Annotated in this window: 25 protein-coding genes; 17 read left to right on the forward strand and 8 right to left on the reverse strand. The window is 61.6% G+C overall.

The genetic code is table 11. The features are described 5' to 3' along the window. Window position 1: 1 nt before the first annotated feature. Both X742_RS148000 and X742_RS147995 read left to right on the forward strand, forming a co-directional pair. Complete coding sequence (locus X742_RS148000) at window positions 2-706, forward strand: DNA alkylation repair protein (RefSeq protein WP_023773748.1); 705 nt, start codon at window positions 2-4, stop codon at window positions 704-706. Window positions 707-809: 103 nt separating this feature from the next. Next, window positions 810-1,373 (forward strand): DUF3299 domain-containing protein, encoded by a 564-nt coding sequence (locus tag X742_RS147995; RefSeq protein WP_023773749.1) that lies wholly within the window; start codon window positions 810-812, stop codon window positions 1,371-1,373. Between the two features lie 9 nt (window positions 1,374-1,382). Here X742_RS147995 and X742_RS147990 read toward each other — a convergent pair whose 3' ends face one another. The 4 genes from X742_RS147990 to X742_RS147975 form a co-directional block, all read right to left on the reverse strand. Then, the gene (locus X742_RS147990; RefSeq protein ID WP_006205209.1) at window positions 1,383-1,874 is read right to left on the reverse strand and encodes an Lrp/AsnC family transcriptional regulator; all 492 of its coding nucleotides are present in this window, start codon (window positions 1,872-1,874) and stop codon (window positions 1,383-1,385) included. 108 nt (window positions 1,875-1,982) lie between these two features. Continuing rightward, the gene (locus tag X742_RS147985; protein WP_032924315.1) at window positions 1,983-2,657 is read right to left on the reverse strand and encodes a uracil-DNA glycosylase family protein; all 675 of its coding nucleotides are present in this window, start codon (window positions 2,655-2,657) and stop codon (window positions 1,983-1,985) included. After that, window positions 2,597-3,208, reverse strand: coding sequence for a glutathione S-transferase (locus tag X742_RS147980; RefSeq protein WP_023773751.1), 612 nt, complete (start codon window positions 3,206-3,208; stop codon window positions 2,597-2,599). Before X742_RS147980 ends, X742_RS147985 begins: the two co-directional genes overlap by 61 nt. 33 nt (window positions 3,209-3,241) lie before the next feature. Next, window positions 3,242-3,865 (reverse strand): thermonuclease family protein, encoded by a 624-nt coding sequence (locus X742_RS147975; protein WP_023773752.1) that lies wholly within the window; start codon window positions 3,863-3,865, stop codon window positions 3,242-3,244. Between the two features lie 76 nt (window positions 3,866-3,941). Between X742_RS147975 and X742_RS147970 the strand changes: the two genes are divergently transcribed. Together X742_RS147970 and X742_RS147965 are read left to right on the forward strand one after the other, a co-directional pair. Continuing rightward, the gene (locus X742_RS147970) at window positions 3,942-5,462 is read left to right on the forward strand and encodes a HAMP domain-containing sensor histidine kinase (RefSeq protein WP_023773753.1); all 1,521 of its coding nucleotides are present in this window, start codon (window positions 3,942-3,944) and stop codon (window positions 5,460-5,462) included. A 48-nt stretch (window positions 5,463-5,510) separates the two neighbouring features. Then, complete coding sequence (locus X742_RS147965) at window positions 5,511-6,038, forward strand: GNAT family N-acetyltransferase (protein WP_023773754.1); 528 nt, start codon at window positions 5,511-5,513, stop codon at window positions 6,036-6,038. Window positions 6,039-6,059: 21 nt separating this feature from the next. Here X742_RS147965 and X742_RS147960 read toward each other — a convergent pair whose 3' ends face one another. Continuing rightward, window positions 6,060-7,058 (reverse strand): nicotinate-nucleotide--dimethylbenzimidazole phosphoribosyltransferase, encoded by a 999-nt coding sequence (locus X742_RS147960; RefSeq protein ID WP_023773755.1) that lies wholly within the window; start codon window positions 7,056-7,058, stop codon window positions 6,060-6,062. 198 nt (window positions 7,059-7,256) lie between these two features. On the opposite strand from X742_RS147960, the gene X742_RS147955 reads away from it, so the two are divergent. Both X742_RS147955 and X742_RS147950 read left to right on the forward strand, forming a co-directional pair. After that, window positions 7,257-7,487 carry a DUF1289 domain-containing protein gene (locus X742_RS147955; protein WP_031241281.1) on the forward strand — a complete coding sequence of 77 codons (231 nt, stop codon included), beginning with the start codon at window positions 7,257-7,259 and terminating at the stop codon, window positions 7,485-7,487. Window positions 7,488-7,497: 10 nt separating this feature from the next. Continuing rightward, window positions 7,498-8,202, forward strand: a complete 705-nt coding sequence (locus X742_RS147950) for a TIGR02281 family clan AA aspartic protease (RefSeq protein WP_023773757.1) — start codon at window positions 7,498-7,500, stop codon at window positions 8,200-8,202. Between the two features lie 2 nt (window positions 8,203-8,204). Here X742_RS147950 and dusA read toward each other — a convergent pair whose 3' ends face one another. Further along, complete coding sequence (gene dusA, locus X742_RS147945) at window positions 8,205-9,203, reverse strand: tRNA dihydrouridine(20/20a) synthase DusA (RefSeq protein WP_023773758.1); 999 nt, start codon at window positions 9,201-9,203, stop codon at window positions 8,205-8,207. Window positions 9,204-10,018: 815 nt separating this feature from the next. Here dusA and X742_RS01000000170400 point away from each other — a divergent pair. The 6 genes from X742_RS01000000170400 (at window position 10,019) to X742_RS147915 (ending at window position 17,264) form a co-directional block, all read left to right on the forward strand. Further along, a complete protein-coding gene (locus X742_RS01000000170400) occupies window positions 10,019-10,903 on the forward strand; it encodes a glycosyltransferase family A protein (protein ID WP_245275594.1) in 885 nt (294 codons plus the stop codon). After that, on the forward strand, window positions 10,825-12,765 hold the full coding sequence (locus tag X742_RS147940) for an ABC transporter ATP-binding protein (protein ID WP_245275589.1): 1,941 nt from the start codon (window positions 10,825-10,827) through the stop codon (window positions 12,763-12,765). Before X742_RS01000000170400 ends, X742_RS147940 begins: the two co-directional genes overlap by 79 nt. A gap of 4 nt (window positions 12,766-12,769) precedes the next feature. Beyond that, window positions 12,770-13,993, forward strand: coding sequence for a glycosyltransferase (locus X742_RS147935; RefSeq protein WP_023773760.1), 1,224 nt, complete (start codon window positions 12,770-12,772; stop codon window positions 13,991-13,993). After that, window positions 13,990-15,369, forward strand: a complete 1,380-nt coding sequence (locus X742_RS1000000172835; protein ID WP_084569589.1) for a glycosyltransferase — start codon at window positions 13,990-13,992, stop codon at window positions 15,367-15,369. Before X742_RS147935 ends, X742_RS1000000172835 begins: the two co-directional genes overlap by 4 nt. Beyond that, a complete protein-coding gene (locus X742_RS147920; protein ID WP_031248193.1) occupies window positions 15,287-16,027 on the forward strand; it encodes a class I SAM-dependent methyltransferase in 741 nt (246 codons plus the stop codon). The genes X742_RS1000000172835 and X742_RS147920 overlap by 83 nt, the downstream gene beginning before the upstream one ends. 121 nt (window positions 16,028-16,148) lie before the next feature. Further along, complete coding sequence (locus X742_RS147915; protein WP_245275590.1) at window positions 16,149-17,264, forward strand: glycosyltransferase family 4 protein; 1,116 nt, start codon at window positions 16,149-16,151, stop codon at window positions 17,262-17,264. A gap of 10 nt (window positions 17,265-17,274) precedes the next feature. Here X742_RS147915 and galE read toward each other — a convergent pair whose 3' ends face one another. Together galE and X742_RS147905 are read right to left on the reverse strand one after the other, a co-directional pair. Next, on the reverse strand, window positions 17,275-18,258 hold the full coding sequence (galE, locus tag X742_RS147910) for a UDP-glucose 4-epimerase GalE (RefSeq protein ID WP_023773765.1): 984 nt from the start codon (window positions 18,256-18,258) through the stop codon (window positions 17,275-17,277). Further along, the gene (locus X742_RS147905; RefSeq protein WP_023773766.1) at window positions 18,255-19,229 is read right to left on the reverse strand and encodes a UDP-glucuronic acid decarboxylase family protein; all 975 of its coding nucleotides are present in this window, start codon (window positions 19,227-19,229) and stop codon (window positions 18,255-18,257) included. The genes galE and X742_RS147905 overlap by 4 nt, the downstream gene beginning before the upstream one ends. Window positions 19,230-19,580: 351 nt before the next feature. Between X742_RS147905 and X742_RS1000000176585 the strand changes: the two genes are divergently transcribed. The 5 genes from X742_RS1000000176585 to X742_RS147885 all read left to right on the forward strand — a co-directional run bounded on the left by X742_RS1000000176585 (window position 19,581) and on the right by X742_RS147885 (window position 24,221). Further along, window positions 19,581-19,697 (forward strand): efflux RND transporter permease subunit, encoded by a 117-nt coding sequence (locus tag X742_RS1000000176585; RefSeq protein WP_023784064.1) that lies wholly within the window; start codon window positions 19,581-19,583, stop codon window positions 19,695-19,697. Between the two features lie 535 nt (window positions 19,698-20,232). Then, window positions 20,233-20,967 carry a heme-binding protein gene (locus X742_RS147900; protein ID WP_245275591.1) on the forward strand — a complete coding sequence of 245 codons (735 nt, stop codon included), beginning with the start codon at window positions 20,233-20,235 and terminating at the stop codon, window positions 20,965-20,967. Next, window positions 20,964-22,841 (forward strand): methanol/ethanol family PQQ-dependent dehydrogenase, encoded by a 1,878-nt coding sequence (locus X742_RS147895; protein ID WP_023773770.1) that lies wholly within the window; start codon window positions 20,964-20,966, stop codon window positions 22,839-22,841. The genes X742_RS147900 and X742_RS147895 overlap by 4 nt, the downstream gene beginning before the upstream one ends. Beyond that, window positions 22,822-23,691, forward strand: a complete 870-nt coding sequence (locus X742_RS147890) for a substrate-binding domain-containing protein (RefSeq protein WP_023773771.1) — start codon at window positions 22,822-22,824, stop codon at window positions 23,689-23,691. The genes X742_RS147895 and X742_RS147890 overlap by 20 nt, the downstream gene beginning before the upstream one ends. Continuing rightward, complete coding sequence (locus X742_RS147885) at window positions 23,688-24,221, forward strand: c-type cytochrome (RefSeq protein ID WP_023773772.1); 534 nt, start codon at window positions 23,688-23,690, stop codon at window positions 24,219-24,221. Before X742_RS147890 ends, X742_RS147885 begins: the two co-directional genes overlap by 4 nt.

Below are 24,221 nucleotides of genomic sequence, written 5' to 3' on the forward strand. Positions count from 1 at the left end.
AGTGTCCGCGCCCGTTCCAGGCTGGACCGCGCAGGACATCGTCGCCCATCTGCACTCGATCGGAACCGAGGAAATCCGCGCCGGCATGGGGCGGTTCGGTATCAACACCGCGACCGCGCTCGGTGTCGCCAATGCGGATTTGCGGCCTTTGGCGCGCAAGCTGAAACGCAACCACGAGCGATCCCTGGCGCTGTGGGACAGCGGCGTTCGCGAAGCACGGCTGATGGCGGCCTTCACCGGCGAGCCGAAAAAGATCACCATTGAAGAGTGCCGCCGCTGGGCCGGCGATTTCGATTCCTGGGAGATCGTCGACACCGTCTCGGATCTGTTCGTGGATACGCTGTTCTGGCGCCAGCTGGTCGAGGAGTTTGCCGCCGAGGAGCGCGAATTCGTTCGCCGCACGGCCTTCGCCATGCTGGCATGGGCGTCAGTGCATTTGAAAAAGGAACCGGACGCGACGTTTCTGTCCTACCTGCCGCTAGTCGAGGCTCATTCCCGCGACGAGCGCAATTTCGTCAGGAAAGCGGTCAACTGGGCGTTGCGGCAAATCGGCAAACGGTCGGTGGGTTTGCATGGCCCTGCCCTTGCCCTGGCGCAGGAACTTGCCAACTCCGCGAACAGGACGGCGCGCTGGATCGGCAAGGATGCGGTAAAAGAACTTTCGCATGCCAAAACCCACGAACGCCTCGCCGCCAGAAAGACCTGACAGGGCGAGGATTGCCGCGGCCGGTTCTCGCTGACAGGTGATGCGGCTCGAGCATTGACGCCACCGACAGCGGCGTCTTTACTCGCCCGCAAAGGATGCGACCATGAACCATTTTAAAGCGATCCTGGCGCTTGCGGCCGCGCTCGCGCTCTCCACCGCGGGCGCTTCGGCCGAGACCACGCACATCTTCTGGAAGGATCTGCGCCCGGCGACGCAGGCCATCGCCGAAGACGCCGGCTTGCCGATGATCGCGGCGAAACTGCCGGATCATGGCGAGACACTCTCAGTCGCCCTGTACGACAAGATCATACAGTTGGCCGGCTATGCATTGCCGGTCGATCGCGACGGAGATCTCGTCTATCAGTTCCTGCTGGTGCCATGGACGGGTGCGTGCAGCCACATGCCGACGCCTCCGCCCAACCAGATCGTGCTGGTCACACCAGCCCATCCCTACAAGATGTCCGGGGCCTACCAGTCGGTTGCCGTCACCGGCGCCCTGAAGCCGGACATGGAGAAGAGCCAACTGTTCATTCTCGACGGCGTCAGCCTCATCCAGTCCGGCTACACCGTGCGCAAGGCAGATATCGTGGGCGTCGACACGGTTCCGGACTCCGTTGTGTTGCCGGTGAACTCGCCCTGGCGCTTCCTCAACAAGAAGAAGAATTGAACGGCGGGCTCAGGCCGCGTTCGCGCCCGACTCCTTGTCCAGCACCATATAGTCGAGCGGGATTTCGGTCGTGTACTTGATCTGCTCCATGGCGAAGGACGACGACACGTCCCGGATCTCGATCTTCGCGATCAGCCGTTTGTAAAAGGCGTCATAGGCGGCGATGTCGGGCACCACGACGCGCAAGAGGTAATCGACGTCGCCACTCATGCGGTAAAATTCGACCACCTCGGGAAATTCCTGGATGACCTCGGAAAACCGGCGCAGCCATTCATGGCTGTGCGAATTGGTGCGGATCGACACGAAGACGGTGACCCGCACATTGACCTTCTCGTGGTCGAGAATGGCGACGCGCCGCTTGATGACGCCCTCCTCCTCCAGCTTCTGGATGCGCCGCCAGCACGGCGTGGTCGACAGGCCAACTTTCTTGGCGACGTCGGCGACCGCGAGCGTCGCGTCCTCCTGCAGCAGGCGGAGAATTTTTCGGTCGAGGCGATCCATCGGAGGCTCCTGGTGGAACAATTTCGCTATATTCCCTTTTATTTGGGCCGTTCACAAGAAAGAAATTCTGTCCTCGGCGTTGAAAGCGAGTGATTTCTTGCTCAATGCCTAACCCAGGCGATAGCGAATTTCCGGGCGCAGGAAAGGCAGCAATTCCATTTCAAACCACGGATTCTGTTTCAACCAGCCCGTGTTGCGCCAGGATGGATGTGGCAGCGGCAGCACTTTGGGGCCGACGGAATTCTCCCAGATGGCGCGCCAGTCCATCACCGTTTCCGTCAGCGAGGCGCGCCGCGCCGCGCCCATATGCCAGGACTGCGCGTAGATCCCGATCGTCAGCACCAGGTCGATCCTCGGCATCAGCGCCATCAAGGGCGCGCGCCAGGCCGGGGCGCATTCGCGCCTCGGCGGCAGGTCGCCGCCCTTGGCGTCCTGTCCGGGAAAGCAGAAGCCCATCGGCACGATGGCGAATTTCTCGATGTCGTAGAATTCGTCGCTGGTCACATCAAGCCAAGTCCGCAAACGGTCGCCCGAAGCATCGGTGAAGGGCATGCCCGACAGATGCACCTTGGTTCCCGGTGCTTGGCTGGCGATCAGGATGCGGGCGCTGGAAGAGGGTCGCAGCACCGGACGCGGCTCATGCGGCAGCGGCTTGCCGATGGGGTTGTCCGCGCAGATGCGGCAAGCGCGGACCGTCGTGGCGAAGCTGTCCAGTTCCACGCTCAAGCGGCGGCACTCGGCCGGCTGGAGATCGCCTGATGCCACCGCGACACATTGGTGCATTCCTCCGGCACCTTGATGCGTGCCGGCTTCATGAAGTCNATCGCGATCAAACCTGTGATGTCGGCAATGGAATAGCTGTCGCCGGCGACGAATTCACGGCTACCGAGTTCAGCATCCAGCAACGTGAGAAACTCCACGGCTTTCGGCTTGTTGGCCTCGCCCCATTCGGGGATCTGCGGGATTTCCCATTCCTTCATGGCGGGATGGATATGGCGGAAAGACTGCGTGACGCTGGCGAGCAGGTTGAACTCCATCCGCCTCTGCCACATCTCGACCTGCGCCTTGCCAAGCGCGCCGTTCCCGAACAATGCCGGCTTGGGATGGAGTTCCTCGAAATAGCGGCAGATCGCGACGGATTCGGTGAGGATGGTGCCGTCATCGAGTTCCAGCACCGGCAGGCGCCGCAGCGGGTTGCGCGAGCTTACCGGCGGCTGCTTGTGCTCCAGCGCGCCCATGTCGACGGGCACCAACGGAACCGCGATCCCCTTCTCGGCGAGAAAAACCCGAACCCGCCGAGGGTTGGGTGCCCGGCCGCCGTCGAACAGCTTCATTTCGATCCTCCTTTTCCTTCTGCCAGACACGCTTCACCAGAAGCGAAAAATCTCGCGCGCCGCGTCGCCCATGGACGCCAGTGTGCCATGTTTTCGCTCGACGGCCCCGCCGTGGTGACTGTCGCGCCAGTCCTGCGGCTGGTCGAACGTGCCCGCCCAGATGCCAACCCTGGCCGCGCGGGCCGTCGCTTCCTCGCCTTCGAAAGCGCCATATGCAACGGCCCAGCCGGCCTCGACCTGGGCCCGGTTTAGGTCGGTGCCGCCGGCCTTGCAGTCGCCGAGCAACCGGCCATAGCGGTCGCGCTGCCAGCCGCTGCAGGTGACCGGCCTGCCGGCAATCAACCGCACCAGTGACTGGCGCGCCAGCGTGCCACAGGCATAATCGGCCCCGTTATTGCGACAAGTCTGGGTGTATTCCGGGGCATCGATGCCACGCATGCGGATGCGCTCGGCGCCAAGCATGATCGAATCGCCGTCATTGATGATGGCTATACCTTGAGTCTTGCGTGTCTCCACTCGATCGAGACGCGCCGCAAGCAGGATCAGCAGCCCCAGAATGATGACGGTCAGCCCGTAGTCCAGCAGCTTGCGCCACGGGCTTCTCGGGTGCGCTGCCGCGTACCTCGGGCGCGACCTTGGCGACCAGGAACGGCTCATATGGCAAACGGTTGGTTAATCATTCGAACGTAGCTTAACACCTTGAAATCGCTGCGCGCATAAATTGAAGCTTTTGATGCCCTTGCAACGCTCGAACACAGCGGACAAGTTCATTGTGGACCGCAGGAAACGGCATCGCAACAGCGATGTCGCGCGCGCGGTTCGCAAGACGCGCGACCGTCTTTCGCAGCAGGCCGGCAATCTCGATTTCGACCGCGAGCTGCTGAAGCTCCATGCCCAGGCGATGACCAGCGGTGCCGTCGTCATCCCGATGCTCGTCCTGGCGATCGCCGCGGCCGGCCGTCTGGCCGGTGTGGGCAATGAGATCGGGCTCTGGGCGTTGTTTACACTGATCTCTTATACGATCGTCGTTTTCATGGCGCGGCGCATCGAGCGCACGGAAGCTTCCGAACTTAACGCCTTGCAAACGCGAAGGGAATTCCTGGTCGGCCACTTCCTTTGTGGTCTGGGCTGGGCCTGGTTCGTCTGGCTGGGCTGCGGGGCCTGCGAGGTCGACCAGTTCCAGGCGGTCCAGGCGGTGGTGCTGCTGTTTGCCATGGCAGGGACCGCCCTCATGGCCTCCTCCCTGAGCGGAGCACTGCTGGCGACCTTCGCGGTTCCCGTGGCGCTCTACGCCTATGCCGCGACCAAGTCGTGGATGCCGGTCGGGACCATCATGGCCGCGTTGCTTGTCCTGTCGCTGCCTTTCTTCGCCTATATTGCCAGTCACCTCAATCGCTTCTCTCTGCTGCTGTTGTCGTTCCGCTCCGAAAAGGACGCGCTGATCGCCGAAGTGGAGACGGCGAAGTCGATGTCGGACGAGGCGCGGCGGCGGGCCGAGGACGCCAACCTGGCAAAATCGCGTTTCCTCGCTTCGATGAGCCATGAATTGCGCACGCCGCTCAACGCCATTCTCGGCTTTTCCGAGGTGATGGCGAACGAGGTCCTCGGGCCGATGAGCAATCCCACCTATCGTGACTACGCCCACGACGTGCATGACTCAGGCCAGCATCTGCTCGATCTTATCAACGAGATCCTCGACCTATCGCGCATCGAGGCCGGCCGATATCAGCTCAACGAGGAGCCTGTCATGTTGCTCAACATTGTCGAGGATTGCTGCCACATGATGGAGTTGAAGGCGCGCAACAAGGACATCCGCGTCCTCCAGGATTTCGAACAGACATTGCCGCGCCTGTTCGCCGACGAGCGCGCCGTGCGCCAGATCACGCTCAACCTTCTGTCCAATGCCATCAAGTTCACCGCCACCGGCGGCGAAATCCGCGTCCGGGTCGGCTGGACGGCGGGCGGCGGACAATACATTTCGATCAAGGACAACGGTCCGGGCATTCCCGAGGACGAGATCCCGGTCGTGCTTTCAGCCTTCGGCCAGGGTTCGATCGCCATCAAGAGCGCCGAGCAAGGCACCGGGCTTGGCCTGCCGATCGTGCAAGGGCTGCTCGCCATGCATGGCGGCGAGTTCGAGCTTCATTCCAAGCTGCGCGAAGGCACCGAGGCGATCGCCATCTTCCCGCTGAGCCGGGTGATGGAAGAACTGCCGGCGCTGCCGACCGCGGCGGTGGCCGCGCGACGGCGGTAGCACGCTGCGGATCCGCGTCGACGACTGGAAGAAGGTACGCAGAGCACGATGACGGCAGATTGGGATGCCAGCGGCGTCGAAATCAAATCGGAACGGCTTTGGCTGAGGCTGTTTACCGCCGACGATGCTGAAGAGATCTTTGCCGCGATCACCCCTGCGATCACCCGTTTCATGCAGTGGGAACCACCTCGATCGCCAACGGCTTTTGCCGAGGTATGGCGACCCTGGTTGGCGCCGATGCTTGACGGATCGGATCTGCATTTCGTCGTGCGGTCGTTGGCGGACGGTCGCTGTCTGGGGCTTGTCGGCCTTCATGCGGCCACCACTGCCTGTCCCGAGATCGGAATTTGGATCAGGGAGGACGTACACGGAAACGGCATCGGCCGGGAGGCCGTTTCCGCTCTGGCGGCATGGGCATCCGACGAGCTCAATCCCGATTGCTTCGAGTATCCTGTCGCGGAAGGGAACGTGGCGAGCAAAAGGATTGCCGAAGGCCTTGGCGGCTCGATAGTCGGGACTCGCTCCCATTCGAAATATACCTCGGTCGTTTATCGTATCCCGAATCCCAGGCGTTAACAGGCCAACGGCTGCAACATTCTAGCCCCGCACAGCCGCCGCCATGCCCGAACTGGTCAGTGCCGCCGCCTTGACCAGCCCAGCCGCCAGAGCGGCTCCTGCCCCTTCGCCGTGGCCGATCCCCAGATCGAGCAGCGGACGCAGCCCAAGGCGCTCGGCGGCCCTTGCATGCGCGGGCTCCGGCGACAGGCTGGCGAGAAGACAGTGATCAAGCGCTGCGGGGTTCGCTGCATGCAGCACCGCCGCGGCTGCCGTTGCCGCGAAGCCATCGAGCAGTACCGGTATCCGCTGCATTCGCGCGGCAAGGATTGCGCCGGCTATCGCGGCGAACTCGCGGCCGCCGACCCGGCGCAGCGCTTCAAGCGGGTCTTCGAGATCGCGGCCGTGAAAGGCCAGCGCCGCATCGACCACCTCTGCCTTGCGAGCCCGCATCGCCGCATCGGCGCCGGATCCCGGGCCAACCCAGTCGACACCCCTGCCCCCAAAAACCGCGGCGAGCAGGGCGGCGGCGACGGTGGAGTTGCCGACGCCGAGATCGCCGAGACAAAGCAGATCGGTGCCGCCGGCAATCGCCTCCATGCCGAAGGCCATGGTGGCGGCGCAACCGCGCTCATCGAGCGCTGCGTCCTCGGTGATGTCGCCGGTCGGGATGTGCAGGGCAAGATCGAACACCTTCAGACCGAGGTCGTTGGCAATGCAGATCTGGTTGATCGCCGCACCGCCGGCCGCGCAAAGCTCGACCGCGTTGGCGGTCGCCGCCACGGGCCTCGGCGAAATGCCATGCCTGGCAACGCCATGGTTGCCGGCAAAGACAGCCATCAGGGGCCTAGTCGCGGCAGGCGGAGCGCGACCGCTCCAGGCCGCGAGCCATGCGGCGATGTCCTCGACGCGGCCAAGCGAATTTTCAGGCTTGCCGGCCTTGGCAAACAGTGCGCGCACGCGCGCTTCAGCTTTGAGGTCGGCTAATGGCAGATTGCCGAGCAGGTCGCGGAAATCGTCGAAAGGCAGTGCACTGGTCATGTCGCGAACAATGGTTCCTGGAGCAGAGGAGCGGAATAGCTGCCTTGCGTGCTCGGCACAACCTCCTCGATCGTCCTTCCTGGTTTGCCGCAAAGGCGGCCACGGAAGGCGCAATCGGGAGGGCTTGCATTGGCTGCGCCGTTGCACCATGTGGAGATGGAAGAGCGGATTCCGGACCGGGTCTCTCGAGAGAAAGTCATGACGGCCATCGAATCTCCCTGCATCCTGGTCTGTTCGATCGATATGCAAACCGGCTTCTGCTTCGGTTGCGGCCGCACGCGCGAGGAGATCGGCGCCTGGATAGGGATGACGCCCGAGACGCGCCGGAGCGTGATGGCCGAACTGCCGGCCCGGCTTGAAACCGTCGAGCGCCGGCCGCGCCGGGAAACGCGCCGCACCCGCATGGCACGCGAACGCGACGCACTCTAGCGAGGGACGAGTGAGCAGCCGGCTGTTCTGGATTGTGATGGCGGTGATCGGTGTCGGGGCAGCCCTGCTCATGCTCAACGATTCCGCCGGCAGCACGTTCGGCGTCGAGAACCACGATTTTGGCCGGCTGATCTGGCTTGGGGCTTTCGGCGCCCTTATCGGCGCCGGCTTGCTGCGGTCGGCTCCGCTGGGAGCAATGGCCCGCAACCTCGGCGCCTGGGCGGCTATCGTGCTCGCGCTGATCGCCGGCTATCAATATCGCTACGAGTTGCAGGACGTCGCCAGCCGGGTGACCGCCGGTCTCGTTCCCGGCAGCCCGCTGGCGCTCGGTGTCGAAGACGGCCACGCCACCGTGACCTTGGACAAGGCCGACAATGGTCATTTCGAAGCGCGCATCCTGGTCAACGGCAACCCGGTTCGCGCCGTTGTAGACACCGGCGCCACCAGCACGGTGCTGAGTTCGGAGGACGCCCAGGCCTCAGGCTTCAATCCCGCGGCGCTCAACTACACGATACCGGTTTCGACCGCCAATGGCATGGCGCGCGCCGCGGCGGTCAAAACCGACGAACTGGCGATCGGCGGCATCGTGCGCAAGCATATGCCGGTGATGATCGCCGCCCCCGGCATGCTGAGCCAAAGCCTGCTCGGCATGAATTTCATCGGTTCGCTGTCGGGTTTCGACGTGCGCGGCGACCGAATGATTCTCAGGGACTGAGCTCAGGCCGCTTCGGCGGCCGCTCCACCGAGTTCGACAGCGGCGAAAGCCATCTTCAGCATATCCGCCCCGGCCCCGGGTCGAGTTGCGTCGGTGGACAGGATCTGACGGTAGCGGCGCGCGCCGGGCAGCCCGTGAAACAGGCCGACCATATGGCGGGTAACATGGCCGAGCCGGCCGCCCCGTTCGATATGGCGCGCCGCATAATCCGCCATCGCATCGATCAGTGCCGCGAAATCGAACGCTTCCGACCGCGCACCGTAGAAGGCGGCGTCAACGCCGGCCAGAATGCCTGGTGTGTGGTACGCGGCGCGGCCGAGCATGGCTCCGTCGGCATGGTCGAGATGCAGCCGCGCCTCGTCAAGAGATTGAATACCGCCATTGATGCCAATGAATTTGTTTTGTTTACCAGCCTTCAGCCGGTAGACCCTGTTATAGTCGAGCGGCGGGATGTCGCGATTTTCCTTGGGGCTCAGCCCTTCCAGCCACGCCTTGCGTGCGTGCACCCACAAAGCATCGGCGCCGGCATCGAAAACCCCATTCGCCAGTGCATCGAGCGCCGGCTCCGGATCCTGTTCGTCTACGCCGATGCGGCACTTGACCGTGACTGGCACCGTCACCGCCGCCTTCATCGCCGCGACGCAGGTTGCGACGAGGTCGGGTACTTTCATCAAGCAGGCGCCGAACGTGCCCGACTGGACGCGGTCGGACGGGCAGCCGACATTGAGATTGATTTCGTCATAACCGAAGGCTTCGCCAACGCGCGCCGCTTCGGCAAGTTTTGCCGCATCGGAGCCGCCAAGTTGCAGGGCGACGGGATGTTCCACCTCATCGAAGCCAAGCAGCCGCTCTCGCGCGCCGTGGATGACCGCGTCGGCCACAACCATTTCGGTACAAAGCAGTGCATGTGTCGTCAGCTGGCGATGAAAGAACCGGCAATGCCGGTCCGTCCAGTCCATCATGGGTGCAATAGCCAGTCTATGACCTTGATTTTTCAGCATTTTTTCTTTAACATCAAATCGTTAGACCTGCCGAGTGCACACGAATTTACGCCAGAATACGACCCTTTTCGCCACGTTTCGTCTCTCAGTGCACACGGAGCGCACGAAAATATGGCCACCTACACAAAACTCTCGTCCGGTTCCTGGCGTGTCCAAGTCCGTCGCAAAGGTGGCTACGTCAGCGAGACCTTCCTGCGCCGAGACGACGCACGGCGTTGGGCAACCGACGCCAAGCGGATCGCGGTGAGACGCCGACAAAGTCCCGAATAGCGCGCCTGAAAACCTTCGGCGAACTCATCGACCTTCATATCGACGACATGTGCGATGTAGGCAAGTCCCCTGCTCCAAGGCCGCGGGATCGTATCCCGCGTGGCGTAGCTGGCGGGTTTGGTCGCCGTGCTGTCTGGCTTGGGCCGGGGTGATCAGCGCGCCAAGACGCTGTCTTGCGGTTCAAGCGCTGTTTCGAGCCGTAAGAAAAACTGATCGTGCAAAGCGCAATCAGAGATAATTAAATTAGCAATATTGCGCATTGCGGTGTAATTTTGTGTTGCAGTGCAGCATGTCGCCATAACTCACACCGTCCAGGTTCCTGCACCACGCGCAGTCGGCAGAGCCATCGAAGTCAGGGGTGCGCGTCGCTGAGAAGCTCGCCGGGCGCCCGGTTACAGTGCCTGCATAGCCAACTGTTCGCGGAGACAACAGAGGCCCATGATCCAAGACAATACCACGGTGGGCGTCGTGGTGCCGATGTTCAATGCTGAACGATTCGCGCGACCCTGAACAGCATCTGCGGGCAACACCACCAGGCGCTGGACATTGTCGTCGTCGACGACGGCTCGACAGACCTTTCTGCTTCGATTGTGGCCTCCTACACTGAACAGGATCGCCGTATCCGCTTGATAAGGCAGTCGAACGGCGGCGTTGCGAAAGCGCGCAATCGTGGAGTTGCTTCTACCGATGCGGAGTTCCTGGCTTTTGTCGACGCCGACGATCTTTGGGCCCCCTCCAAAATCGCGCTTCAGATGTGCACCTTACAGCAAGGCGGCTCTTCGGCAGGCCTGGCATATTGCTGGTTCGCCGATATAGACGGCGACGGCCGGGTATTCTCATTGCATAACCGGCCCGATGCCGAGGGTCGCGTGCTCCAACGCATGTGCAGGACGAATTTTGTTGGCAACGGAAGTTCAATGCTGGTCCGTCGCGCCGCGTTCGAGCGAGCGGGAGGCTTCGACCCTTCCTTGAGAGCTAGGAACGCACAAGGCTGCGAGGACCTGCTGATGTGCCTCAGAATAGCCGAAAGTTACGAGTTTCGCGTCGTTCCTCAGTACCTCGTGGGTTACCGGATGACGAACGCCAACATGTCGAGCGATGTCATGCAGATGCTTCGTTCTTGTGAAATTGTCCTTGCCGAGTTTCGCCAGAAGTACCCGCAGTTCGGGGACGATCTCGACGATCATCTGATCGACATGCTGCATTGGCTCGCCGTAAGAGCCTTGATCTGTGGGCGGCTTTCGGCAGCGTATGGCCTGATGAAGAAACTCTTCCTTATGGAGCCAGGGACGGCGATTTCTCGCCTGCCAAGAATGATGGACATTTATTGCCGAGCCCGGCTGGTCCCTCGGTGGGTCAAAATCCGGATGAAAAGGATGCGAAACAAGAACGCCGAGTTCCAACCCCACTACGCAGAGAGCATCTGGTGAGACTGGTCGTGCGATTGCGGCGGCTCTTTCGCCTGGCGGCGGCGCCAGCCTGGGCTGGGCCGACCGTGGTGGGGCTTGGACTGCTCGCAGCGGTTCTGGAAGGTACGGGTCTCGTTCTGTTCATTCCCCTGCTGCAGAGCCTCGGAGCCTCGCCGCCTCAGCCCGGTAGATGGCAACCGATGTTTGATAGAATCCTGTCGCCCATTCCGCATCATTACCTAACCGCCTTCCTGGTCGGAGCGCTTTGCGTCAGCATCGTCCTCAAGAATGCAGTCCATCTCGCCAACACCTGGGTAACCAGATACATCGACGGCCTCGTCGCGCACCGGTTGCGATCCAGGGTTTTCGATCAGACGATAAGTTCGTGCATCGACTACCGTGTCGAGAACAGACGAACGGACATCATCACGACGATTGCCAACAATACCTGGAAGGTCAGCCAAGGCCTGAGCCTGGCCTACCGATTGATGGTCTGCCTTTGTACCTTCGGCGTCTTCGTTCTCTTGATGCTATTGATCTCGGTCCGATTGACCTTTTTTTCGATGATTTTCCTGCTTTTCGCAGCAATGGCCATTCGTCTGGCCACGCGACGCGCTGACGAGACCGGCAAGGCCGTCGTCGAGGAAAACAAGCAGTTCGGCCTCAGGATGTGGGAAAGTATCAATTCATTGCAATTGATGCGTGCCTTCGCACAGGAATCCTACGAGCATGACCGGTTCGTTCAGACATCGGACAGGGTAAGGCGTCGTCTGTTNCGTGCCTTCGCACAGGAATCCTACGAGCATGACCGGTTCGTTCAGACATCGGACAGGGTAAGGCGTCGTCTGTTGAGGCTCGACATGCTTTGGGCGACCCCCGGGCCTGTCTCGGAGATCTCGATCACGATCCTGATCGGTGCACTGGTTCTCATTGCCGAATCCGCAAGCATAGGAATCGCGGCTCTCGCCGCTTTCCTGTCGCTGCTTTATCGTCTCCAAGGTCCCACACGGGAATTGCTGCAGTCGAAGATTGCGCTGGACGGGCTTGCGGGCGCGATTGACGATGTGGACGAGTACCTGCGCACAACGCAAACGCCGTTTCTCAGCCAAGGCTATCTGCCGGCGCCCGCGCTCAAGACCGCCGTCGAATTTCGCGATGTCTGCTTTCGGTATGCGCCCGATCAGCCTTTGGCGCTACAGGATGTCTCTTTCAGTATCCCCGCCGGCAAGACTACGGCAATCGTTGGCGAGTCGGGTGCCGGCAAGTCAACCGTCATGGCCCTGCTCTTTCGCTTCATGGATCCGACGTCGGGGGAAGTCCTTGCCGACGGTATGCCGCTTCCATGTTTCGAGTTGCGCAGTTGGCGCAAGCGGCTGTCGCTGATGTCCCAGGAGGTGTACCTCTTCAACGATACCATCGCTGCCAACATCGCTTACGGCGATTTCGATGCTGGTCAGAATGAACTGAGCCAAGCGGCCCGCATTGCGAAGGCGGACGATTTCATCCGCTCGCTTCCGGAGGGCTACGAGACGCAGATCGGCGACCAGGGAATGCGCGTGTCGGGGGGCCAGAGGCAGCGGATCGCCCTGGCCCGGACCATACTTCGCAATCCTGACATTCTCCTTTTGGACGAAGCCACGAATGCGCTCGACGGCGGGACGGAACAGGCGTTCCAGATCGCCCTCGAGCAATATTCGCACAATCGCACCGTGGTTGTCATTGCGCATCGCCTGTCCACCGTCCAGGCCGCTGACCAGATCATCGTGATGTCGAAAGGACGCGTGATCGAGATTGGTCCGCCGGATCAACTCCTGAAGCGAGCGGGCCATTTTTCAAAACTTCACGAGTTTCAAAACGGTCGTGTTGCCATGGGTGCGAATTAAGGCGATGGGCTACAAGATTGTCGACATCGAACTGTCAATTCCGCTGGCCCCGGTTGAGCTTGCGCCAGAGCACGACGGCGTTGGTCTCATTGCCCGCTGGCAGGGCCGGCTTGTCGGCTTTGAGATGATCGCGCTCGCCTCCGCCGCGATCCTGTCGGCGGAGCAACTGAAATCCATTGCCGATGAACGTTTCGCCGATCGGATCTTGGTTGCGAAGATGGATAAGGAATTGCTGCGGCGAAGACCGGTTGGGCAATTGCCCCTGCCGAGCCTCTCCATCGCGATTTGTACGAAAGACCGCGCCGAACGTCTTTCGAGGTTGCTGGGTTCGCTCGACAGCATCCGACTTGGAACCGCTTTTCCGAGCGTCGAAGTCGTCGTGGTGGACAATGCGTCTGTGGATTCGTCCACGCGCGAAGCAGTCGGGCGCTTCAAGGACGTTCTCTATGTATTCGAACCGAGGCCCGGGCTAGATTTTGCACGAAACGCCGCTCTTCATTCGGCCAGCGGTGGCCTGATTGCCTATCTTGACGATGACGTGGTCGTCGACCGCAACTGGCTTGACGGGCTTGCCAAAGCCTGCCGGGACAATCCCGGTGCCGGCGGCTTTACGGGTTTGGTGCTGCCGCTTCGCCTGGACACCGAGGCGCAGATCTTTTTCGAACGAAGGGGCGGATTTGGCCGCGGCTTCAGGCGTAATGAATTCCACAACACCCGATTCGACAATGCGCTGCACCCGGTAGGGTCTGGTATTCTCGGCGCCGGCTGCAACATGGCTTTCGACCGCACGCTACTCGTATCGCTGGGCGGTTTCGACGAAGCGCTCGATACCGGAGCACCGCTGCCTGGCGGTGGCGATCTCGACATTTTCTATCGTGTCCTGCGATCAGGCCGGCCCATGATCTATGAACCGGAGTATGCCGTTTACCACGAGCATCGCGAGACTATCGAGCAATTGAGACGGCAATATTGGACATGGGGACTTGGTATGATGGCCTTTCTTGTCAAAAGCCGTCGGACCGACGGAGAGCTCAAGGCACGGCACCGTGGCATGGTTTGCTGGTGGTTTTTCGATCGGCTGAAAGCGCTGGCACGGGCCGCGCGCAAGCTTCAAGGTCGTGATTTGCGTTTCGGCATTGCAGAGTTGTGGGGTGGAATCTACGGCCTGGCAGGCGAATATGATCGCTCACGTATCCGCGTCCAGAGAATCCGGGAGCAGAACCGGTGAATGGCGACGCCTTCCGTGTCAGGCAAATCGATCTCGGCTCCGTCTGTGCGGACGCCGATGCGGGAGATACCCCTTCCCTATCGATCTTCTGGTGGAAGGACTTGCCGCTGGGAATGCGAGCGTCCTTGCCTGACGAATTGCCCTACAGCGAGGCACGTCTGCGGCAGTTCGCGGCGGAATTTTCGGCAGCACAATTGGCCGCCCGCAGCACCCCGCTGGGCGCCCCCTTGCGGGCGACCTATGAAGGATCGCCAAAGTCCGCGCTCTGTTTGACGGGGGCGCTCGCGGCCGAGGACCTTGTCGGCCGCCTTGATGAACTTGCAACTGCGTCGTCAGCGTCGGCCCAGCACATCTCAGTCGTAATTTGCACGCGTGACCGCGGCCCCGCCCTGGCGGAGTGCCTTCAAAGCGTTGCAAGGCAACGCAGCGCCCCGGGCGAAGTCATCGTCGTTGATAACTCCCGCGACGGCAGCGCTCGGCCGGTATGTATCGGCTTTCCTGAGGTCCGTTACGTTCATGAGCCGCGGCCTGGATTGAGTGTTGCCCGATCCGCCGGCATTCGGGAAAGCCATCAAGACATCATCGCGTTCACGGATGACGACGTCGAGGTTCATCCTGGCTGGACTGCCGAAATCGCACGCGCCTTTGAAGAAAGGGACGTCGAGGCCCTGACCGGCCTGGTGCTGCCAGCCCGGCTCGATACGATCGCCCAACGCCGCTTCCAGTTCGACATGGGCGGTTTTGGGACCACCTTCGTGCCGCTTCTCTTCGACCGCCGCTTTTTCGACGAGACTCGGCCAAGCGGAGCGCATGTCTGGAAAATCGGAGCCGGAGCCAACATGGCCTTCCGGCGATCAGCCTTCGATCGGGTAGGCTCGTTCGACGAGCGCCTCGGCGCCGGTGCTGCCGGATGTTCCGAAGATTCGGAGCTATGGTACCGGCTGCTAGCCACAGGAGGGACTTGCCTGTATGAACCTCGCGCCGTTGTCTTCCATCATCATCGCCGCGACTGGCCGGGCTTCAGACAGCAAATAAGAGCCTACATGAAGGGCCACGTCGCAGCTCTTGTCACGCAATATGACAATTTTGGCGATCGCGGAAACATCGATCGCATCTGGAAGCAACTGCCCGCATATTTTTTGAGAACATTCGTCAAGGCGCTTTTCGAAGGCCCCCCCGGCAGGACCAGGATCCTCGCGGCAGAGGTCGAAGGCTGGCTGGCTGGTCTTCAATTCCTCGTCCGTTTCGGCTGGCGAAAACGGCGAACATCAAATTGGTTGAGGAAGAAAATCGATGATCCGCAAGGCGCCGCTCGGACAATTCCTGTCTCGAAATCCCTTTCCAAACGCTCTGACCGACGGCCTTTTCTACCGTGAGAAGATGCGCGCAATTCATCGCGTCGCGCCCGCGGCGATCGACGGGCCCGGCCGGATACTCGAAATTGGAGGCGGGCGCAGCGGGATGGCAAGTATCCTCTATCCGAACGCTGAAGTCGTTAACCTCGATCTCGATCCCGAGTTGGGCAACCACCAGCCAGATTGGGCGAGGTCGACCTTCGTCTGCGGCGATGCCTGTGACCTCCCCTTCGCGAATGACAGTTTCGACGTGGCGACGCTCTTCGACGTGCTTGAACACATCGAGGATGACCGTAGTGCCGCACAAGAGGCCTTGAGGGTCGTGCGCCCAGGCGGGTATGTTCTTGTCTCGACGCCACATGCGGAGTGGCATTACCCGTATTTCCGCATCATGAAGCCCTATTGCCCGCATGAAAGCGAACTGATGCAGGAATGGGGTCACGTTCGTCGCGGCTACTGGGATCCCGAACTCGCAGCGCTCTTCGACCGTGTTCCGGAACGCCGCGCCACATTTATCAACCCGGTGACGGCACTGTTTCACGACATCGCATTTTCTCGTTTCGGACGTCGTCGCCGCAAGATACTTTACGCTCTAGCGGCGCCGATAACGGCTGTCGGATACGTGCTGCACCAACGCTCGACACGCGGCACGGAGACGGCTTTTTCCTGGCGCAAATGAATTTTTGAGGCACTTGATGGGCCGCCGCTCTTCCCTCGTCATCGCCCTCTTTCCATGGGGCGACGTCGTGGAGGAATTCCTCGATCCGATAGGATTGCGGCTTAAGGATTTCGTCGAACAGATGACCGGCGGCTGGCTGTTCGGTTACGCCTCCGCTCTGCAACTGGCCGGGCATAGGCCGGTCATCGTGTGCGCTTCCGAAAATGCTTCGCGGATAGAATGCCACTACCATGCCGGCACGGGCGCGCCGATCTGGATTGTTCCCGGCGCGCGCGCGCGTCAAGGTCACTCCGCAGCGGCTCACAGTCTGCGGCGCTGGTCCGCGACGCCGCTCCCGGCATTCCGGAAGGTGCTCGCCCGATCCCAATGTGATGCAATTCTCGTTCAGGAATACGAATACACGCGGTTTGATGCGCTTGCCTGGCTGGCAGTCCGTATGCGGATTCCGCTCTATGCAACGTTCCAGGGCGGCGACCGGACGCTCTCCTGGATAGAGGCGATCGCCAGGCAGGCTTCTCTCCGTGCCTGCAGCGGCCTGATCGTCGCATCGGCAGCGGAGCGTGAACGCCTCGCCAAAGCTTACCCGCACATGGCGCTCAACATCGCCAATATCCCCAACCCCATCGATTGCGGAGAGTGGATAGCGATCGAGCGTCGGCAGGCGCGGCAAGATCTCGGTTTAGCGAGCGGGAACTTCGTCGTCGTCAACCACGGACGCATCGACGTTCGCCGGAAGGGGCTGGATGTGCTCCTGAACGCATGGTCCCTTTTTTCGCGCGATGCTTCGTCCGAACTGGTTATCATCGGCTCGGGGCAGGACCGAGACATTTTTGCCAGGCTGTTGAGCGAGGCCGCTCTACCGAATGCGAGATGGCTTTGCGACTATACCACGGACCGGGCTTTGATACGGCGTTGGCTTTCGGCGGCGGATGCCTATGTCACAGCGTCCCGCACCGAAGGTATGCCCGTCGCACCGTTGGAGGCGATGGCCTGCGGCCTTCCGATCGTTGCCACCGACGCACAGGGCCTACCCGACATCTTGGCGAATGGCGAGGCATCCGGCGGCCTCATTGTTCCAAGGGACGAGCCGGCGGCCATTGCACGGGCGCTGAAGAAACTTAAGGACGATCCGGTCATGCGAGAGCGCCTCGGACAGGCGGCGCGAAAGCGGATAGAGGAAAATTTTTCGCTCGGCGCGGTTGCTGGCGCTCTTGATCGCTTGCTGACCGCGCGGTAGCCCACCTGCGCTATATTTCTTCCAATCGGCTGCGATGCCAAGCCAGTGCTGTCTCGACGATCCTGTCGATGCCCGATTGTTCGGGCACCCAACCGAGTTCCCGCTCGGCCTTGCCGGCCTCGGCAACAAGCGCTGGCGGGTCGCCTGGCCTGCGCGGCCCGTAAGCCACCGGAAGCCGTATTCCCGAAGTCCGGCTGACGGCGTCGACCAGTTCTGCCACCGTTGTGCCGGCTCCGGTTCCGAGGTTGTAGACGTGGACGCCCTTGTCCCGGAGAAGCTTCTCCCCTGCCAGGACGTGGGCGCGCGCGAGATCGACAACGTGGACGTAGTCCCGCATGGCGGTTCCGTCGCGGGTATCGAAATCGGCCCCGTTGATGACGAAGGTGCGGCCTGGCTTCACTGCCGCCGCTATGGCAAGCGGGATGACATGTGTTTCCGGTTCATGCCTTTCGCCGATTTCGCCGTCGGGGTCACATCCGGCCGCATTGAAATACCGAAGTACGACCGCGTTGAGGCCGCGAGCAAGCGAGATATCCTCGACCATCCTTTCTATGATGAATTTGGACCAGCCATAGGGATTGATGGGCGACTGTCGATGCGTTTCGTCTATCGGAGACCGCGTCGGAATCCCGTAAGTTGCGCAGGTGCTCGAAAAAATCAGCTTGTCCAGGCCGGCCTTCAGCATTTCCTCGAGCAGGACCAGGGTGCCGAAACTATTGTTTCGGTAGTAAAGTTCCGGCCGCTCGACTGACTCGCCAACGTAAGCGTAGGCAGCGAAATGCGCCACGGCGTCCGGCCGATACTGGTCCAGGGCGGCCGCCACAGCGGCGGCGTCGGAAATATCGGCTTCGATCAACGGTCCCCATTTCACCGCGTCGCGCCAGCCGCGCGAAAGGTTGTCAAAGGCAACAACCGACCATCCGGATTCGGCGAATGCTTTGCAGCAGTGCGACCCGATATAGCCGGCCCCGCCAGTTACCAGGACCGTCTTCATTCGGCTGCGGCGGGCCGAATGTGCCCAGATGAAAGCACGTCCTCGAAATACGAAATGGTCTTGGCAAGGCCAGCACGCAATGCAATTTTTGGCTTCCATTTGAGTTCGCGGGAAGCATATCGGATATCGGGCTGCCGCTGCTTTGGGTCGTCCACGGGTAGAGGCGAGAACCTGATCTTCGATCCGCTTCCGGTAAGTTCGATCACCAGATTCGCGAGCTCGAGCATCGTGAATTCCGCCGGGTTGCCGAGATTGACAGGACCGGTGATATCGTCGGACGTCTGCATAAGACGTACCAGACCGTCGATGAGGTCCTCGACGTAGCAGAATGAACGCGTCTGCTGGCCAGTGCCGTAGACCGTTATCGGTTTGTTTTGCAGCGCCTGCACGATGAAATTGGAAACGACACGACCGTCGTCGGGACGCATCCTAGGACCGTAGGTATTGAAAATACGGGCTACCTTGATCCTCAGCTTGTGCTGTCGCCAATAGTCGAAAAACAGGGTCTCGGCACATCGCTTGCCTTCGTCATAGCAGGAACGAGGGCCAATCGGGTTCACTCTGCCCCAATAGTCTTCCAACTGCGGATGAACTTCGGGGTCGCCATAGACTTCGGAGGTGGACGCCTGCAGAATCTGTGCGCGAACCCGCTTGGCCAGTCCGAGCATATTGATCGCGCCATGGACGCTGGTCTTGGTCGTCTGGACGGGGTCGGACTGATAGTGGACGGGGCTCGCCGGACAGGCGAGATTGTATATTTCGTCCACCTCTACGTAGAGTGGAAATGTCACGTCATGACGAATAATCTCGAACGATCGGTCATCGAGGAGATGAGAGACGTTTCTGCGGCTTCCTGTGAAGAAGTTGTCTGCACAAATTACCTGATGGCCCTCAGCAAGGAGCCGCTCGCATAAAAATGATCCCAGGAAACCTGCGCCGCCGGTCACCAAGATTTGCTTTGCCTGCTGCATTTTCAGGGCCTCCGGCTTAATCTTAGACAGGACTAATAAATAACCTGACGCAGGGCCATAGGCCACCGGCCCGCTTTCAATTTACGTTACGGGCAAGACATTGTTCTCGATGGACCACGGTTTGCGATCAGCGTCAGGATCCTGTCGACGCTGCCATCGGCAGGCGTCGCCGCCTTCTTGGCCTTAGTGAAGCTGTTTTAAGTGATCGCGCTCATCGGCGTGATCCTGCTCGTCGGCATCGTCAGGAAGAACGCGATTGATGATCGACTTCGCGCTCGATGGCCGCGAACGCGCAATCCGTAAGCGGAAGATGCCACCTACCGCCTGCATCCTGCGGTTCAGGGGATCATGATGACTACGATGGCGGCCCTGCTCGGCGCCTTGCCGCTGGCGCTCGGCAGCGGCGCGGGTTCCGGGCTTCGCCGGCCACTCGGTATCGCCATCGTCGGCGGCTTGCTGCTGGCCTAACTGCTGACGCCCTGCACCCACCCGTCGTCCATGTCTGTCTCAGTCGGTTCAGCCACCTCAGATGGTTCTGGCATCCCAAAGGCCGACCCCCTAAATCGTCGTGGGCTCGGTCCAGGCACCGACGTAAGCACATGAGTTGTCCGGTTTTATCGCCAGCCAAAGGGGGCTGGGGACGACACGGACAGTCTGGGCTGGGCACCAGCCTTCAAATCCAACGGCACGAATTTTTCCGAAGCAGGAACATAGAAGCATTATGCGAGTTAGGCGCGGACGCCTGCTCGCGTTCCACGATCTGCCAGGGTTCTCTTGATGTTCGACCGAATGCCCAAGACAATGTATCGCTGTCAGCTTTTCTTATCTGTCTTTGGTCTGCTGTTGCTGATGGGCGACCTGCTCCACGATGACAAGGCCATGGCTCAGCAGCCTTGTCCAGCCGATCACGATAGGCTGCTTACAGTNCTTGATGTTCGACCGAATGCCCAAGACAATGTATCGCTGTCAGCTTTTCTTATCTGTCTTTGGTCTGCTGCTGCTGATGGGTGACCTGCTCCACGATGACAAGGCCATGGCTCAGCAGCCTTGTCCAGCCGATCACGATAGGCTGCTTACAGTCCTCAAAGCCAACGTGAAGGCAAGCGGCGGACCAGCCAATGGCGGCTTTGAAACCAACGAATGGGGCGCGATCGTTGCCCGCGACGGCACTGTCTGCGCGATTGCGTTCAGCGGCCCCGCGGTCGATTCGCAATGGCCGGGGAGTCGGCTCATCGCAGCGGAGAAAGCCAACACCGCCAACGGTCTCAGCCTGGCTCAAATGGCCCTGTCGACGGCCAATCTCTACGCCGGCGTGCAACCGGGTGGGCCGCTGTTCGGACTACAGGCGACCAACCCCGTCAACCAAGCCGCGGCATATGCGGGCGATCCCAAAACCTTCGGCAGCGCCAACGATCCGTTGGTCGGCAAGCCTATCGGCGGCGTCGTCGTGTTTGGCGGGGGCCTGGCCCTTTACGACGGCAAAACGATCGTCGGCGCGCTTGGCGTCAGTGGCGATTCCTCTTGCGCCGACCACAATGTCGCCTGGCGCGTTCGCGCGGCTCTCGACCTCGACAAGGTCCCGGCAGGCGTCAATCCCAACCGTAAGGATGCCATCATCTATGATCTCGATCCCGGCGGAAAAAGCGCCTCCGGCTGGGGTCACCCGCTGTGCTCGGGCACCGAGGCCGACATCGCGGCGGAACTCGGTTCAGGCGTCGGAGGCGCGACACCGAAATGAAGCAAGCAGCGCGGCGTGCAACACCCTGCGTTGACGCGGTACGCACGAACCGCCCGGCGGCAGCGGGAAAACGTCTCCAGAGCTTCCTTGCGGTGCTGCTGCTGGCTTGCACTCCCCTGCTGACGGGCGCTTCCGAAGCTCCGCCACTGTCGGCGATCTCGCCGCCTGCTTCCGCCGCGCCGCGCGACGATGGGCAATGGACGATGCCGGCCAAGAACTACGCGTCGACCCGCTACAGCGAGCTCACCGAAATCAACGAAGGCAACGTCAAGAACCTGCAGGTGGCCTTCACCTTCTCCACCGGCGTCAACAAAGGCCAGGAAGCGGCGCCGCTGGTCGTCGGCGGCACAATGTACATCGTGGCCCCCTTCCCCAACGTCGTCTACGCGCTCGACCTCACCAAGCCGGGCGCGCCGATGAAATGGAAGTTCGAACCCAATCCCGAACCCGCGGCGCAAGGGGTTGCCTGTTGCGACGTCGTGAATCGCGGCGCGACTTTCGCGGACGGGCGCATCTTCTTCAACACACTGGACGGTCACACCATCGCGCTCGATGCGAACACCGGTCAGCCGATCTGGAACTCCCATATAGGCAACATCAACATCGGCGAGACCATCACCATGGCGCCGTTGGTGGTGAAAGGCAAAGTGCTGGTCGGCAATTCAGGCGGCGAGATGGGCGTCCGCGGCTGGGTCAAGGCGCTCGACGCCGGCGACGGTCATGTCGTCTGGACGGCCTACGGCACCGGACCGGACAAGGACGTGCTGATCGGCCCGGATTTCAAGCCGCATTACGACATGGACAAGGGCAAGGACCTTGGCGTCACGACATGGCCGCCGGAAGCCTGGAAAATCGGCGGCGGCAACATGTGGGGCTGGATTTCCTACGACCCGGATCTCAACCTGATCTTCCACGGCACCGGCAACCCTGGACCGTGGAACCCGGATCTGCGGCCCGGCGACAACAAATGGACGTCAGGGATTTTCGCCCGCGACCCCGATTCCGGAGCGGCGAAATGGTTCTACCAGTGGAGCCCGCATGACCTTCATGACTATGACGGGATCAACGAGCAGGTCCTGCTCGACATGAACTGGCAGGGCAAGCCGCGCAAGGTGCTGATCCGGCCCGAGCGCAACGGCTATCTCTACATTCTCGACCGGACCACCGGCGAAGTGCTGTCCGCGAAGCCCTACGGTCCCGTCAATTCCAGCAAGGGTGTCGACCTCAACAGCGGCCGTCTGATCGAAAACCCGGACAAGAAGACCGGTACCGGCAAGGTCGTCCGCGACATCTGCCCGACCGCGTCGGGGCTCAAGGACTGGCAGCCTTCCGCCTTCTCGCCGAAGACAGGGCTGCTCTACATACCGCATAACAATCTGTGCATGGACGAAGAAGGCGTCGAGGTGAACTACATCGCCGGCACGCCCTATGTCGGCATGAACGTGCGCATGATCCCCGGGCCTGGTGGGAACCGGGGCGCCTTCACCGCCTGGGACATCGCCGCGGAGAAGCCCGCCTGGACCCTCAAGGAGAACTTCCCGGTGTGGAGCGGCGCGGTCGTGACCGCCGGCGATGTCGTCTTCTACGGAACCATGGAGGGTTGGTTCAAGGCGGTCAGCGCCAAGACCGGCGAGCTGCTTTGGCAGTTCAAGACGTCGTCCGGCATCATCGGCCAGCCCATCACATATCGCGGTCCCGACGGACACCAATATGTGGCGATCCTGTCGGGTGTAGGCGGCTGGGCCGGCGCCATCGTGTCCGGCGATCTCGATCCGCGCGACGCCACCGCCGCCCTCGGTTTCGTCAACGCGATGAAGGATCTCAAGGACGCGACAACGGCGGGAGGCACGCTCTATGTGTTCCGGCTGCCCTGAGCCACTCAAGCGGGCCTCGCGCCAGGCGCGAAAGGCGCTCCAGCGAATGGCAACCGCCATGGCCGCCCTTGCCTTGCTGCTCTTGCCGGCGGCAGCCAATGCCCGGGAATTGAGGGTCTGCGCCGACCCGAACAACATGCCCTTCTCCAACGCCGCCGGTCAGGGCTTCGAGAACAGGATCGCTGAGATCGTGGCAGCCGATCTCGGCGCCAAGCTGACCTATACGTGGTGGGCACAGCGCCGGGGCTTCGTGCGCAACACGTTGAAGGCCGGCCTTTGCGATCTCGTGCCCGGCACGCCGGCCAATCTCGAAATGCTGCGTACCACCACACCCTACTATCGGTCGTCCTATGTTTTTGTCACCCGCCAGGACAGTCCGGATGTGGCGTCCTTCAACGATCCGCGGCTACGCGGCATGCGGATCGGCGTGCAACTAATCGGCGACGACGGTGTCAATTCGCCTCCTGTCCAGGCGCTCGGCCGCCGCGGCATCGTCGGGCATCTCGTCGGCTATCCCGTCTATGGCGACTACTCCGCACCCAACCCTCCGGCGCGCATCGTCGAAGCGGTGGCGACCGGCGACATCGATCTTGCCGTCGTCTGGGGCCCGCTCGCCGGCTACTTCGCGGCCAAGCAGAAAGTGCCCCTCCGCGTCACGCCCGTCACGCCTCGCATCGACGGACCGCAATTGCCAATGATCTACGACATCTCGATGGGCGTTCGGCGCGAGGACGATGCGCTGCGTGGCGATGTGAACAGCGCGCTGGCCAGGCACAAGGCCGAGATCGACGCATTGCTGTCGGAATACGGCGTGCCGCGCCTCGATGGCCCGGGGGGCCCAGTGCGATGAAGCATGGTGCCGCCATGCTCTTGTTTACGGTTCTAGCGCTTACGGCATGCCAGCGCGAGGAGCGGGACACGCGCCCGCAATCCTCGCTCGGATCGGGCGAGCAGCCGACGCCCGTGACGACATTGGAACCCGGTGGACAGCGGCCCTCCGCCAGCGACAACAAGGCAGCCAGCTTCGAGGCCAATGCCTTCCACCTCAGCGAGGGCAAGCGCCTGTTCAGCTGGTTCAACTGTTCGGGCTGTCATGCCAATGGCGGCGGCGGCATGGGGCCGGCCTTGATGGACCAGAAATGGCTTTACGGCAGTTCGATCGAGAGCATCCACGCTACCATCCGCGATGGGCGGCCAAAAGGCATGCCAAGCTTCCGCGACAAGATTCCCGATGACCAGATTTGGGAGCTTGCCGCCTTCGTTCGCTCGCTGAGTGGCAACGCACCCTCGTCCGCCGCGCCGCAACGCAATGACGACATGATGCCACATCCGTCGGAAAACCGCATGCCGGATGCAGCCACACTGGGGAAATCACCGTGA

Source organism: Mesorhizobium sp. LNHC229A00 (assembly GCF_000502415.1).
Taxonomy (GTDB): domain Bacteria; phylum Pseudomonadota; class Alphaproteobacteria; order Rhizobiales; family Rhizobiaceae; genus Mesorhizobium.